This is a genomic window from Pseudomonas sp. NPDC087346 (assembly GCF_044744235.1).
In the GTDB taxonomy this organism is placed as follows: domain Bacteria; phylum Pseudomonadota; class Gammaproteobacteria; order Pseudomonadales; family Pseudomonadaceae; genus Aquipseudomonas.
The window spans coordinates 169745-183946 of sequence record NZ_JBIUXX010000004.1 but is presented as its reverse complement, the minus strand read 5'-3'; the positions used below and the strand labels follow the sequence as shown (position 1 = coordinate 183946).

Genomic DNA, 14202 nt, shown 5'->3' with positions numbered 1-14202 from the left:
TCAGATTGTTGCCATTCTTTTGACCGTTACCCGCGTCCTGAGAACGTACAAACACTATTCATGCCAGCTATCAGACTTTGGCGTCGAACAACACGTGGCTCGCATTGGCGAGGCTGTCTGCCAGCTTGAGGGCTTCTGCGGAGGGAATCTGTCGAACGACTTCACCCGTCTCGCTTGCTATCACTTTGACGATAACCTTTCCGGAATGCTCATCAATGGAGAATTCCAGATTGCGCTTGATCGACTGTACGAACTTTTCGATCTCCTGCACTGCCAATTTCAACTTGGCATCGTCCGTATCCTGGCTCTTGGCAGCGACCGGAGCATCAGCCTTGGCAACTTTAGGCGCCTCTGACGGCTTGTCAGCAACTGGCGTTACTGGCTTGGGAGCCGGATAGGAGACGTTAAGCTTTACGCTCATGTCCATACCGATCACCTCCATAAACTAAAAAAGCGAGAGAGCGCGACCAGCGCACTCCCCCGCCTAAACTCATTCCGAAATTACTGAAGCAGCTTCAGTACAGCGGAAGGCAGTTGGTTGGCTTGAGCCAGTACGGAGGTCGAAGCCTGCTGCAGAGTTTGCTGCTTGGTCAGGTTAGCAGTTTCTGCGGCGAAGTCGGTGTCTTGTACACGACCCTGTGCAGCAGTGGTGTTCTCAACGATGTTTTGCAGGTTGGAGATGGTGCTGGTCAGACGGTTTTGCGAAGCACCCAGGCTGGCGCGCTGTGCACCGATTGCAGCGATAGCGGCATCGATTGCAGTGATAGCGTTGTCGATGTTCTGCGAAGCAGAACCAGCACCAGTACCCGAAGCACCAGTCAGAACTACAGTACCGCTACCAACCGACAGGCTGACGGCGTCGAACTTGGAGCTCAGTACCAGGTCGATGTGGTTAGCCGAACCGGTGTTTGCGCCAACTTGCAGAGTTACAGTACCAGCGGTACCGTCCAGCAGGTTTTTGCCGTTCAGGTTGGTCGAAGCCGAGATACGAGTGATCTCGTCGGACATCTGAGCGAATTCGGAGTTGGTAGCGGTCTGGTCAGCAGTGCCGTTGGTACCGTTACGTGCTTTAACAGCCAGTTCACGCATACGCTGCAGGATGTCGGTAGTAGCTTGCAGGCCACCTTCAGCTGCCTGAGCAACGGAGATACCGTCGTTGGCGTTCTGGATAGCCTGGTTGCCACCACGGATCTGCGAAGCCATACGGTTGGAGATTTGCAGGCCAGCGGCGTCGTCTTTAGCGCTGTTGATTTTCAGGCCGGAAGACAGGCGCTGCATCGAAGTCGACAGAGCGTCGGAAGCGCGGTTCAGGTTTTTCTGAACGTTCAACGACGTAGTGTTGGTGTTTACTGTTAAAGCCATGACGAATTCCTCGTTGGTTGGGTACTGCGGCTTCCGGCCCTGGCAACCGCCGGGTATGGCCTAGAGAACCTTCGTAATAGTTATCGTCGGATTGGCAGGTTGCTTGAGGGCTTTTTAAAAAAAATTTGCCATCACCCTGCCACCCCCGAGAAAACAAGGGCTTAGCCCATCCTCAACCGCGAAAAAATGACGTCATAAAACCGACCTCGGCGCAAAGCCGCAGGCCAGTGCTGTCGCGATTTTCACAATCGTGCATTTTGCAGCAGTTCGATCAACTCGTATTCCATGAAGTCGGCCAGACCCAGCCAGTCCTGACGCTCCTGACACGCGAGCATTTGTGTCAGCAGCGCAGCCCAGGATTGCTGAACATCTGCCGATGCCGACAACAATGACTGTTGCGCCCCCTCAAACACATCGACCATCTCCAGCGCAGCCTCGACGTCACGCCCCAACCGAAACAACCCGGCGCACTCGCGGCATTCGTCCATGCATTTATCAATCGCGGTCATTGCACGAACTCCTGATTGAAATGCGTCCCGACGATCAGCGCCCCCGCCCGACTGCTGTTAAAGAACTCGACCTGTGGCTGACTGGCGATGTAACGCTCCAGCACACACAAATAGCCTCGGAAGTTAAGTTGCGTGGCGACCCGCTGGCCGCTGCCGTCCAGCACCCAGTGCCGGGCTTGACTCACGCCGGGGCCCAACTCGCCATCGTCCCAGCCAGCGTGAGTCTTGTTCATCGGGAAGGCGAAATCGGCGCCGAACAGCGTGATACGCGCCGCACCCATTTTTACCGCCAGATCAGTGGCCGGATGAATCACGCTGCCGCCGACGTGCAATTGCGCTCGCGGATACTGTTCACGCAATGCGGCGTAGACCGGACTGGCCGAGTAGCCGCCATAGCGCTTGCCTTTCCAGGCCTGCAACAGCGCAGGATCGCTCATCGGCAAATACACCAGCGTTATGCCGTCAGACTCTTCGCACGGCAGATGACGGAAGCTGATGCGCTGATCGATGCTCACCACGATGTCAGGCACGATCCCGTGTTCACGCAGTGGCCGGTAGGCAGTATCGACACAAATGAACAGCGGGCGCTCTGCTTGAGCCCGCACTGCCGCCAGTCGCGCAAATTGACTCTCCAGTGTCGGACCGGTGCCAATCACATAGATTTCGCGCCCGGCGCAGGTGCCGAACAACTGCGCCACATCATCGTCGGCCAGCAGCACCGGCAAGCAGTCCTGCAAACGCTGCTTGATGAACGGCAACTGCGGATCGAATTCTCGGTTGTTGAAACTCAGATGCACTTCGCTGACCAGCCGATCGCGGATCTTCGCGTTGAAGTCATCGGCCAGCAGCATTTCGGCAGGCAGGGCAAAAAACGGCGTGCAGATGTCCGCCAGATCACCGGCGTAGAGCAACTCCACTCGCGGGTCTTGCAGCCATTGGCGCTGATCGATCAGTTGCAGCACCAGCGCGAACAACGCGCCATTGAGGATGTGCACATACAAACGCTCAAGTTCTGCGCGCTCCAGCAAAACCGTCGGCAGGTCGCCGAGACCAGTGCCATAAACATGTAAGCGCGGCTTGTCCTGCGGCAGGCTGGCGGCCTGGATGCGTGCTTCGTGGTCGCGATCATGGCGACTGGTGAGCTGAATCCCGGCCACGCTCAGCGTTGAGCCCAACCCTTGCGTCAACTCGGCTTGCACCGCCGTACTGTCTTCGGCTATCAGACGCTCGAACAGCGCCGGCCAGCGCTGCTGGATGACTTCGACGTTGGCTTGGAAAAATTCGCTCATGCCGCCTCGCGCTCCATTCAGGCAAAAAAATAGCGCTCAAGGTTAACCTTGAACGCTATTTTTGTATCAGGCGTTTTTGATCCGACTCAAGGACGGAAGATGATCGCCGAACCCCACGACAGACCGACACCGAAACCGCTGATCGCGATGCGCTGCCAGTCGGAATCGAGTACGTGCTTCTCAAGCAGCAACGGAATGCTCGACGACACGGTGTTGCCGGTCTCGACCATGTCCTTGAGAAACTTCTCCGGCTTGTCTTCAAAGCGTCGCGCCACAGCATCGACAATCGCCGCACTGCCCTGGTGGATGCAGAAAGCGTCGATATCGTCAGCCTTGAGGTTCGAGTCGTCGAGCAACTCGTGCAGGTGCGCCGGAACTTTGAGCAACGCGAAGTTGAACACCTGACGGCCGTTCATGAAGAACACGCCATCGGTGACTTTCAAGTGCGGTGCGCCGGAACCGTCGGTGCCGAACTTGGCCTTGCCCAGCGCCCAGGCCGGATCTTCGCCCATCCAGGTGGCGGTAGCGGCATCGCCGAACAGCATGGTGGTGTTGCGGTCTTCCGGATCAACGATCTTCGAGTACGGGTCGGCGGTGATCAGCAGTCCGTTTTTCAGACCGGCAGCTTCCATGAAGCCCTTGATCGCGTAGATGCCGTAGACGTAACCGGAGCAACCCAGCGAGATATCGAACGCGGCGACATTGGTCGGCAGGCCGAGCTTGTCCTGGACGATGGCTGCGGTGTGCGGCAAGCCTTCTTCGTCACCGTTCTGGGTGACGACGATCAGCGCGTCGATCGATTCACGTTTCAGTTGAGGATTGCTGGCAAACAGCGCATTGGCCGCTTCAACGCACAGATCCGATGTTTCCTGATCAGCGTCTTTGCGCGGCAGGAAGGCCGAACCGATCTTGCCGAGGATGAATTCTTCATCCTTCTCGAATTTTGCACCTTGTGCGTAATTGTCCACGCCGGCTACAGGAACGTAGCTCGCAATGCTTTTTATGCCAATCATTACGGCTTCCCAATAAAAAACAGCCCAATACCACCGCTCGCAAGGATTCGAGGGGCGCCGACCAACAGAAAACGGCCGCCACAACGGGCAGCCACGGGGAGCGCAAAGGGCTATCACTGGAACCGATTACCGGCCAGGCGCCATCTCCCCGATTAATACAATACAGTGAAGATGCGCGTTATGACTCACAGGTCACGCTATTTTGCCGAATCGGTTGCAGATCGGATTATTCGACCAGCGACCAGTCCAGCGGCGTGCCGCGTTTGATTGCCTGCCGGGCACGGCGGCCGAGGACGGCTTCGGTGTGCTTGGGCGGCAGACCGAGGCCAGGACGAATGGCTCGCAGGTTGTCCCCGGTAAACGGGTCACCCGCGGCCATGTCGGCGGTGATGTACAGCGAACGGCGATAGACCAGCGACTTGCGTTCAGCCTCAGTCACGCCGTAATGCACCTGACCCATGGCCTGCCAGGCACGCTCGGTTTCCAGTACCAGACTGGCCATTTCCGCCGGCTCCAGCGAGAAGCTGGCGTCCACGCCACCGGCAGCGCGGTCGAGGGTGAAGTGTTTTTCCACCACCGTCGCCCCCAGCGCCACGGCGGCTACGGATACGCCGACGCCCATTGAGTGATCGGACAAACCGACTTCGCAGCCAAACAATTCGCGCAGATGCGGGATCGTGCGCACATTGCTGTTCAGCGGAGTGGCGGGATAGGTGCTGGTGCACTTGAGCAACACCAGATCCTTGCAGCCGGCCTCGCGGGCAGCGCGCACAGCCTCATCAAGCTCGGCGATGCTGGCCATGCCGGTGGAAATGATCAGCGGTTTGCCGGTAGCAGCGACGCGGCGAATCAGTGGCAGATCGGTGTTCTCGAAACTGGCGATCTTGTAGGCCGGCACATCAAGGCTTTCAAGAAAGTCCACGGCGCTGTCATCGAACGGCGTGGAAAACGCCAGCATCCCCAGTTCTTTGGCCCGGGCAAAAATCGGCGCGTGCCATTCCCACGGCGTATGAGCTTGCTCATACAAGTCGTAGAGCGAGGTGCCCGCCCACAGGCTGCCGGGGTCCTTGATAAAGAATTCACCTTCCGACAAATCCAGGGTCATGGTCTCGGCGGTGTAGGTTTGCAGCTTCAAGGCGTGCGCCCCGGCCTTCGCCGCGGCTTCGACGATTTGCAGGGCCACATCGAGCGACTGGTTATGATTGCCGCTCATCTCGGCAATGATGAATGGCGGCGCATCGGCACCGATCAAGCGGTCGCCAATCTTGAAACTGCTCATGTGCGATGTTCCTTCAAAACCCGGGTGAACGCGCAGGCACTTTGAATGTACCCGGCGTCACGAAATACATTCAATGAGGCACGATTGGCCGGCAACACCTGAGCACTGATGGCAGTCAGTTGCGGCCAGTGCGCGGCGACAAACTCTTCACCCCGCGCCAGCAGTGCCCTGCCCCAGCCCAGGCCGAAACGCCCTTCCAGCAGATACAGCGAGACTTCGGCTTCAAAGCCGCGCAAGTCGTAGCGCAAGACACCGACCGCGCCGTCATCGGCCTCGGCAATCAGCAGCAGACGCTGGGGATTGCGCAGGCTCGCGGTCAGCCAGTTGAGATGTTGCGACCACTCGATCACCGCGCTTTGCTGCGACCAGCGCCGCACCGCTTCAGCGTTGCGTCCGTCGAACAGCAATTGCGCATCGTCAAGCGTCGCCACCCGCAGTTTGAGCACTGCCCCGGCCATTGCCGCCGCGACCCGCAACGCACCGCGTCCATCAACCAGTTGCCGCGAGCGCTCCGCCAGACTTTGCCGCAGATAGACGTTGTCGACGACAAAACCGATGGCGTCACGCAATTGCTCAACGCTGACCTGCTCACGGGCGCCCATGAACACATGAGCACCGGCTGCCGCCATGTCCTCGCCGTTGTTCTGCTGATTATTCGACACCGCGATGCAAATCGTCGGCAGCCCCATTGCCGCACGCTCCCAACTGGTGCCGCCACCGGCGCCGATAAACAGATCAGCCTCGATCATGCGCTGATAAAAATCGCTGACAAAACTGTGCAGCCGCCAATTCGGCCGCGTCTCGGCCAGCGCCTGCATCTGCGCCCATGCCGGGTTATCCGCACCGGCAACGAAATCCACTTGCAGCGCGCAGAAGTCTGCCAGCGCCAGCATTGCGTGATGCGTCTGCATCGCCGCATCGAAGCCGCCGAAATTCACCAGCACTCGCCGGGCTCGGGGTTTGATCTCGATGGCCGGGCAGTTGAACTCTTCACGCAACATCGCATAGCGCGGCCCAAGCAGCGTGCGGCACCCGTCGGGCAGCAGCGGCGCGTAGTTTTCACTGAGGCCGGACAAATTCTGATTGAGCAACAGATCGACGCTGTAATGTCGCGTCGCCAGATCATCGACGGCGGCGATACGTGGTGCCCAGCGACGCGCGGCGGTCTGCCAGTGATGATCGAGGCCGTAATGGTCGGCGATGATCCAGTCGAAATCGGCATGGCCATCCAGTTGCAAGGCCAGCGCGTCGATGTCCGCCTGCCACGGCAGCATCGATTCGATGCCTTGCTGCGGGTCTTCATCGGGGTAGAAATCAGGCAGCGCAAAGGTCTCGAAACCTTCCGCGCTCAGCGCATCAAGTCGATGCCCCGGCAAACGCCGGCAAGCGAACGCGACATGACTGCCCTGTGCGCGCAACACCCGCGCCAGCGTCAGGCAGCGGGCGATATGGCCACTGCCAATAGTCGGCGAGGCGTCGGCGCGAATCAGCACTCTCATTGCAATTCACCACCGGACTTGAGCGCGGCGTAAAGATATTCGGCACGCTTCCAGTCTTCCAGCGTATCGATGTCCTGCACCAGATGCCTTGGCAAAATCACCGGCAGGCTGGCAGGCGAATACAGCACGTCGCCGCGCAGCCATGCGTCACTGCGGCCCCAGTAAAACTGGCCGGCATCCTGAAACGCCTCGGGCAGATCCTGCGAGCGGGTATTGCGAAATTCGGGATACAACGCGGTCAGGGCGCCCTGCCCGTCGACGGTCAGTGCACGCTGCACCGGAAAGCCGAAACTGCACACCGGGAACGCAAAGGATTTCTGCGGATGCTGTTCCAGCAACTCCAGCCCCTGACGCAAATAACGCGCCTGCAACAACGGCGCCGTGGCATAGATGCAGCAGGCATAGTCGAACGGCGGCAATTGCTGCAAGGCATGCACGATCACCGCCGTAGTGCCGGTGAAATCATCGGCCAGATTCGCCGGACGCAAAAACGGCACCTGCGCGCCATGCGCCTGCGCCAACTCGGCGATTTCCTCGTCGTCGGTGCTGACCACCACTTGATCGAACAGCCCTGAATCCAGCGCCATTCGAATCGAACGGACAATCATCGGCACGCCGTCGAACGGCATCAGGTTCTTGCGCGGGATGCGTTTGCTGCCCCCACGGGCCGGGATGATTGCGACGTGGCTCAAGGGCGTTTTTCCAATAGAAACCAGGTGATGTCATCCGTCGGGAATTGCCGGTCACGGTGATACACAAAGCCGTAATCCAGCAGTTGCAGATCAGCGTAGCGATCAAGCATTTCACCAGCGAAATCGCGTTTGAACAGCTTGCCGCTGTTGCCGCGATAGGACACCTCGACCGGCGCCGGGTTGTAATACTCGGCGATCAGGATGTAGCGCTGGCTCAGCTCATAAAGCTGCGCATAGGCGGTCGGCAGCAACTCAGGCGCCAAGTGGATCAACACGCCTTTGCTCAGGGTCAGGTCGTAGCTGCGCTCGCGGGGAAAGTCGAACAGCGAGCCGTGCCAGATCTGCGCGATGTCCAGCGCTCGCGCCTGGGCGCAGGCACTTTCGTTGATCTCGACGCCGAACAGCTCGCATTGCGGCAACAACTGATGCAACGCCTGCAAGTTATTGCCGGCATTGGTGCCCAGTTCCACCAGACTGTCGATGCGCCCGGCCCGGCTCAGCGCCTTGGCGAACAACGCCAGATTGGCCGCGACCAGCGGCTGGCCGATATTGCGGTCAACGTACTGGTTGCCGAAATCGCCCTGCCAGAATTGTTCCTGCTCGCTCAGATCACGCATTGCCGTTTTCCATCCACCGCCGCAGCGGCATTTACTCGGTCAACCGTCGCAGTTGCTCGACCACATAGTCCTGCTGCTGATCGCTCAGCAACGGAAACAGCGGCAGGCTGATCGCTTCGGCGTAATAACGCTCGGCTTCGGGGAAGTCTCCCTCGGCGAAACCCAGGTCACGATAGTAGGGCTGCAAATGTAGCGGAATATAGTGCAGATTCACCCCGACCCCGGCCGCACGCAAGCCTTCGAACACCTGCCGGTGACTGAGGCTGACGCGTTCGGTCTGCAAGCGCACCACGTACAGGTGCCACGCCGAATCGGCTTCTGGCTGAGGACTGGGCAACGTCAGCGGCAAGTACGTCAGCAGGCTGTTGTAACGCGCTGCCAGTTCACGTCGACGCTCGATGAACTCGTCCAGTTTGCTCAACTGTGAAAGACCCAGCGCAGCTTGCAGATCGGTGATCCGGTAGTTGAAGCCCAGTTCGATCTGCTGGTAATACCAAGGGCCATGACTGGGCTCGGTCATCTGCTGCGGATCGCGGGTCATGCCATGGCTGCGCAGGCGTTGCAGACGCTCGGCCAGTTCGCGGCGATTGGTCAGCACCATGCCACCTTCGGCGCTGGTGATGATCTTCACCGGATGAAAGCTGAACACGGTCATCGCCGCGAACTCGCCGCAGCCCACCGGACGCCCGGCGTAACTGGCGCCAACCGCGTGCGAGGCGTCTTCGATCACAGTGAAGTTGTAGCGCTCGGCCAGCTCGGCGATTTTGCGCATGTCGCAGCTCTGCCCGGAAAACGCTACCGCCACCAAGACTTTCGGCAGCTTGCCGTCCTGTTCAGCCTGATCGAGTTTGGCTTCGAGGGCGAACGCATCGAGGTTCCAGGTCAGCGGATCGATATCGACAAAATCAACTTTGGCGCCGCAGTAACGCCCGCAATTGGCCGAGGCCAGAAAGGTATTTGGCGTGGTCCACAAACGGTCGCCCGGACCGAGGCCCGCCGCCAGGCAGGCAATGTGCAGCGCCGCCGTGGCATTGCACACCGCCACGGCGTAATCCGCCTGACAACGTTCGGCCATCGCCTGCTCGAAGCGTTCGATGGTCGGCCCCTGGGTCAACCAGTCGGACTGCAACACCTCGACCACCGCGTCGATATCGGCCTGATCAAGGCTTTGCCGACCGTAGGGAATCATGCCGAGAGATTCGCGTGCAGGTCGGCGATCTGCCCGACCGAGAGGAACTGCGGATTAGTGTCGGAGCGATATTCGAAATCTTCGCTCACCGGCCGGCCCTGCTCCCCCAGTTTGTCGACGGCAAAATCGACATCGACGCTGGTGAAGCGGATCGACGGCTGGATGGTGTAGTGGTCTTCGAACTCCAGCGTCATCCGCGCATCGTCCAGCGGCACCATCAGCTCATGCAGTTTTTCGCCCGGACGAATCCCGACGTTTTTATGCGGCAGATGCTCGGCCATGCCCAGCGCCAGATCGACGATGCGAATCGACGGAATTTTCGGCACAAACACTTCGCCGCCGTGCATCCGCGCAAAGCTGTCGAGAACGAACTGCACGCCGTGATCCAGGGTGATCCAGAACCGTGTCATGCGCTCATCAGTGATCGGCAACTCAGTGGCGCCGTCAGCAATCAGCTTGTTGAAGAACGGCACCACAGAACCGCGCGAGCCGGCGACGTTGCCGTAGCGCACCACGGCAAAACGGGTTTGCTGCTCGCCGGCAATGTTGTTGGCGGCGACGAACAATTTGTCCGAGAGCAACTTGGTCGCGCCGTACAGATTGATCGGGCTCGCGGCCTTGTCGGTGGACAGCGCCACAACCTTTTTCACGCCGTTGTCGATGGCGGCGGCGATGATGTTCTCCGCGCCATTGACGTTGGTGCGAATGCATTCGGTCGGGTTGTATTCCGCCGCCGGCACTTGCTTCAACGCCGCTGCATGGACCACGTAGTCGATGCCACGCATGGCCTGACGCAGACGGTCAGCGTCACGCACGTCACCGATGAAGTAACGCATGCACGGCGCATTGAACGTCTGCTGCATTTCGTATTGCTTGAGCTCATCGCGGGAGAACACCACCACGCGCTTGGGCTGGTATTGCTCCAGCAAGCGACGGATGAAGTTGCGCCCGAACGAGCCAGTGCCGCCGGAGATGAAAATCGATTTACCGTTGAACATGTGCTGATTCCTGTTCCCTGTCCGACTGACTCAAGCGAGCAACTGTGACCAGTTGATCGGCGCGTCTGCTCCCAAGGTAAAACCCTTGCCGGTCGAGGCCAGATTGGCGTTATAAGCCGCATCTTGCGCAAAAACAGCGCTCCATTTTTCACGCAATGCAGCCAGCGACTCAGGCGCTTTCGGCAACTCGCCGGTATGTAGCACCTGCACCTGCGGCGTCCACACCGTGAGGTAACCGGCCTGTCCCGCCTTGAGGCACAGATCTACATCGCTGAAGGCGTCGGCGAAGATTCCCTCGTCCAGGCCGCCAAGCGCGTCAAACAGTTCTTTGCGCACCATCAGGCACACCTTCGACACAGCCGAATAGTTCTGCTCGACTGCCAGGCGCTGCATGTATCCCTCGGCGGAATGTTTCTCGCCGATGAAGGCCGAACCTACACCATCACCAAACCCGAGAATCAAACCGGCCTGCGAGACTTTGCCGTCGCGGTCCACCAGCTTCGCACCCACGATGCCTACTTCCGGACGCAAGGCATGATTGAGCAACGATTCAATCCAGTTCGGGTTGACCACCTCACTGTCCGCAGCCATCAGCACCAGGCATTCGCCTTTCGCCTCTTGGCTGGCAGCATTGAACAGCGCCGCGTCAGTCAGCGGTTTATCGGCATGCAGGACACGGACCCTGGTGTTCTGCAATGTACCCAGCCAGTCGTTGACGTCAGCCGACTGATTGGGATTTGCCGCGATCAATACTTCATAGCGGGTATACCGGGTTCTGAGCAGGACGCCTTCCAGGCAACGTTGCAGTGCCGGGAGATCGTCGCCAGCAGGCAAGACGATCGAGACCAGAGGTTGCTCGGCATGACGGTAGTCGACTTGATAGGTGCCAGGTACCGCTGAAGTGACCTTGGCCTTGTAGCCGCGATTACCCAGATGGCGTAACAACGCCTGACGCTCATGAGCGTTTTCCTCCAGCACCGGCGCCTGGGAAATCAGCAACGGTTCGTCGAGGTGCGCCAGACCGCCGAGCCCGCCACGCTCAATGATGCGCAGGAGCAAATCGAATTCCAGGGCTTTGCTGAAGTCCGCCTGATAACCACCGACCTCAAGCAGAACATCCCGACGGATCAGCCAGTGACGAGCCATCAGGGACGGAACGCTTTGCAGCAGATCAAGGTTGAAGCCCGGACGGAACATATCAACCAGTGCCCCCTTGTCGGTGCGCTGGATTTCATCGGTAGCAACCGCGCGAATGCCTTCGGCAGACATCAGCTCAAGGCTCGCCCGCAACAATCCGCCCGCAGTGAACTCATCACCTGCCTGAGCCAGCAGCAGCCAGTCGCACGGTGACTGGCTGGCGCTCTGATTCAATTTGTCGACGAGATTACCCGGCGTGACGCGAACAAAGTGCAACGTGTTCTGCGCAGTGGTCGCCGCTGGCGCTTCACCCGTGGTGAAAACCACAATCCTGAACGCTTTGCAGTGCCCCTCGAGCAAGCTGTCCAGAGTCACCTGCAACTTATCGATATCGTTGTCCAGATCCAGCAGGAAAACACCAAAGTGCGGACCGCCACCGTTGGCGGCCAGATGCCGGGCAATCGATTCGATGTGTTCAACCGCAGGCTCGCGTGTTGCCAGCCACTTGAGCAGGCGACCGGACTGCATCCTGTCGAACACTGCGTGGTGATCATCGGCGGTCAGTGTCGCGAGGCGTGCGATCCACTCGTGCATCGCTTGCGCCTCGTCCTCATCACCCAGCGACTCCAGTTGAGCCGCCAGACGATTGATAACCGTACGGTTGAAAGCATTCAGATCATGCGCCTGCCACAAACGGTCCAGCACGCTTTCCGGCGTGTCGTTGTTGCGCGCTTGCAGCAAGTGCGCCTGGCGAGTCCATATGCCTTCAAGTCCTTCCAGCTGAATGCGTCCGGCCGGCATGGCGTGCAGCATGAATTCAAACTGCTCGAGACGATCAAAGAATGGCTGGTTGTAAAACGGCATTTCAACGTATTGCAGCGGCCCGAAACGACGATCCGGGATTTTCAGCGACTGATTCCAGGTGGACTGGAAAATCAGCTCTGCGGTCAAGGCTCGCCCGGATTGCAGACTGTCGACCATCGCCTCGAAACTTTGCAGGGCAAACGCTTTGCCCTGCTCCGCATCAAGCCCTTCAATGCCAGTGGGCAATGATGCGAGGAATTCGGCAAAGCCTTCCCGCTCGGCGACCGACTTGGCGTCGATATAAGTCAGCGAGTGATACACCTCAGTGCTGTGCTCGGAGTCACCGTAGTTGATCTCGCGCACAACATAAGGCATCGGCAGGATGCGTGCCTTGGCGCTCGCCAGCAGGAAGTAGACGTGACCGATTTCCTGCCATTGAAAACTGGTCCCGGGCGGCAGCGACGAGTGCCACTTCTTGATCAGATCGGTACGGCATACCGCGTAGAACGGAGGAATGTACTGACTCATGTAATCGACAACTCGATCCTGAGCCCGCTCGGACGAATAATCCTCCTGAACCTTCTTGTCCCGGCGGTAGTAACTCACGCTGCCGGCAAGTGCCAGGTACATCAGGCAATAACCGTGACACATGCCGTAGTCCGGGTTCGCCTGCAGGAAGCCCACTGACTCGAACAGCGAGTCGTGCAGGATGAAGTCGTCGTCGGCAGCCAGCACCATATACGGCGTTGTCACCAGTTCCACACCATAGGCCAGCTTGGCCTGCATTCCCCAGTAAGCAAACTGCGGAACGTGATGGTAATCGACTGAAGAAAAATCGCCTTCAGCCCGCTCGGTAGTAGAGTCCAGCACCATGATCTTGCAGGGCAAACTGCTGTAATACTTTACCGCCCGGCGTAAAAACGCAGGCCGGTTATGAGTAAACAGCACCACGGTCAACAGCTCGTTGAGCGGCAGCGCTTGTTCAGAACTGTACTTGCCTTGCATAACTTCTCTCCACAACCGGCGACTGGCCGAGATAACGCTTTGATGATGTTGCGAATTAACGAACGCGACGCAGATAGCCGTCCGGCGCCACGGTGATCAGCAGCTTGTTCTGCAACTGCTGGTCGATCTCGAAATCCTGGTTCTCTTCGAGGTATTTCCACACCGCGGTTTTCGGGTTATCGCCCGGGCCCCATGGACGATCCGGGAAGAAATCCGCCGGCATGTCTTCGACCACGGTGTCCATCACCACGCAATAGCTGTCGACCGAAACCAGCGGCGCGTAAAGGCGCAGCTCTTCGAGGACGTGATCGTGGGTGTGGTTGGAGTCGAGTACCAGAATGACTTTCTTGCCTTTGGCCGCAGCCTGCACCTGCGCGGCGATGCCGGCGTCGATGCTCGAACCTTCGATCATCTTGATGCGTTTGGCCATCGGGTGGCTTTCGATCGCTTCACGGTTGTGCGGACGAATATCGAGGTCGATCCCCAGCACTTCGCCGTGGCCCTGCAGCTCCAGCAACGAGGCGTAATAGATGATCGAGCCGCCATGGGCGATGCCGCACTCGATGACCAGATCCGGCTTGACCTGCCAGATGATCTCCTGCATCGCCATCATGTCTTGTGGCAGCTGGATGATCGGACGGCCCATCCACGAGAAGTGGTAGCTGTATTTGTGCTTGGCCGATTCATTGAAGAAATCACGGGCCAGGCCGGTGAGTTTCTGGTCGTCACCTTGCTGGGCAATCTGTTCCCGGCACTCGGCTTCGAAAGCTTGGTTGATGCTGTTGTCGGTCATTTTCAAAATCTCAAGG

The 14202-nt window shown here is 58.9% G+C and carries 13 protein-coding genes; all 13 read right to left on the bottom strand.

All coding sequences use genetic code 11. The features are described 5' to 3' along the window. Positions 1 to 70: 70 nt before the first annotated feature. The 13 genes from ACIOZM_RS04460 to ACIOZM_RS04400 all read right to left on the bottom strand — a co-directional run bounded on the left by ACIOZM_RS04460 (position 71) and on the right by ACIOZM_RS04400 (position 14186). The gene (locus ACIOZM_RS04460; RefSeq protein WP_283437248.1) at positions 71 to 427 is read right to left on the bottom strand and encodes a flagellar protein FlaG; all 357 of its coding nucleotides are present in this window, start codon (positions 425 to 427) and stop codon (positions 71 to 73) included. A 74-nt stretch (positions 428 to 501) separates the two neighbouring features. Beyond that, positions 502 to 1362, bottom strand: coding sequence for a flagellin domain-containing protein (locus tag ACIOZM_RS04455; RefSeq protein WP_283437249.1), 861 nt, complete (start codon positions 1360 to 1362; stop codon positions 502 to 504). 242 nt (positions 1363 to 1604) lie between these two features. After that, entirely contained in the window at positions 1605 to 1871 is a 267-nt protein-coding gene (locus ACIOZM_RS04450) for a hypothetical protein (protein WP_401209749.1), read from the bottom strand. Further along, a complete protein-coding gene (locus ACIOZM_RS04445) occupies positions 1868 to 3160 on the bottom strand; it encodes a motility associated factor glycosyltransferase family protein (protein ID WP_401209751.1) in 1293 nt (430 codons plus the stop codon). Before ACIOZM_RS04445 ends, ACIOZM_RS04450 begins: the two co-directional genes overlap by 4 nt. Before the next feature lie 86 nt (positions 3161 to 3246). Next, entirely contained in the window at positions 3247 to 4173 is a 927-nt protein-coding gene (locus ACIOZM_RS04440; RefSeq protein WP_401209754.1) for a ketoacyl-ACP synthase III, read from the bottom strand. A 226-nt stretch (positions 4174 to 4399) separates the two neighbouring features. Further along, positions 4400 to 5452: a pseudaminic acid synthase gene (pseI, locus tag ACIOZM_RS04435; protein WP_401209757.1), complete on the bottom strand. Its 1053-nt coding sequence runs from the start codon at positions 5450 to 5452 to the stop codon at positions 4400 to 4402. After that, a complete protein-coding gene (gene pseG, locus ACIOZM_RS04430) occupies positions 5449 to 6951 on the bottom strand; it encodes a UDP-2,4-diacetamido-2,4,6-trideoxy-beta-L-altropyranose hydrolase (RefSeq protein ID WP_401209760.1) in 1503 nt (500 codons plus the stop codon). Before pseG ends, pseI begins: the two co-directional genes overlap by 4 nt. Further along, on the bottom strand, positions 6948 to 7643 hold the full coding sequence (pseF, locus tag ACIOZM_RS04425; protein ID WP_401209763.1) for a pseudaminic acid cytidylyltransferase: 696 nt from the start codon (positions 7641 to 7643) through the stop codon (positions 6948 to 6950). The genes pseG and pseF overlap by 4 nt, the downstream gene beginning before the upstream one ends. Next, on the bottom strand, positions 7640 to 8260 hold the full coding sequence (locus tag ACIOZM_RS04420) for a pseudaminic acid biosynthesis-associated methylase (RefSeq protein ID WP_283437256.1): 621 nt from the start codon (positions 8258 to 8260) through the stop codon (positions 7640 to 7642). Before ACIOZM_RS04420 ends, pseF begins: the two co-directional genes overlap by 4 nt. Before the next feature lie 31 nt (positions 8261 to 8291). Further along, complete coding sequence (pseC, locus tag ACIOZM_RS04415) at positions 8292 to 9449, bottom strand: UDP-4-amino-4,6-dideoxy-N-acetyl-beta-L-altrosamine transaminase (RefSeq protein WP_401209767.1); 1158 nt, start codon at positions 9447 to 9449, stop codon at positions 8292 to 8294. Continuing rightward, positions 9446 to 10447 (bottom strand): UDP-N-acetylglucosamine 4,6-dehydratase (inverting), encoded by a 1002-nt coding sequence (gene pseB, locus ACIOZM_RS04410; protein WP_401209769.1) that lies wholly within the window; start codon positions 10445 to 10447, stop codon positions 9446 to 9448. The genes pseC and pseB overlap by 4 nt, the downstream gene beginning before the upstream one ends. A gap of 30 nt (positions 10448 to 10477) precedes the next feature. After that, positions 10478 to 13393 carry a TIGR00180 family glycosyltransferase gene (locus tag ACIOZM_RS04405; protein ID WP_401209773.1) on the bottom strand — a complete coding sequence of 972 codons (2916 nt, stop codon included), beginning with the start codon at positions 13391 to 13393 and terminating at the stop codon, positions 10478 to 10480. A 55-nt stretch (positions 13394 to 13448) separates the two neighbouring features. Beyond that, positions 13449 to 14186, bottom strand: a complete 738-nt coding sequence (locus ACIOZM_RS04400) for a cephalosporin hydroxylase family protein (protein ID WP_093439633.1) — start codon at positions 14184 to 14186, stop codon at positions 13449 to 13451. Positions 14187 to 14202 lie beyond the last annotated feature (16 nt).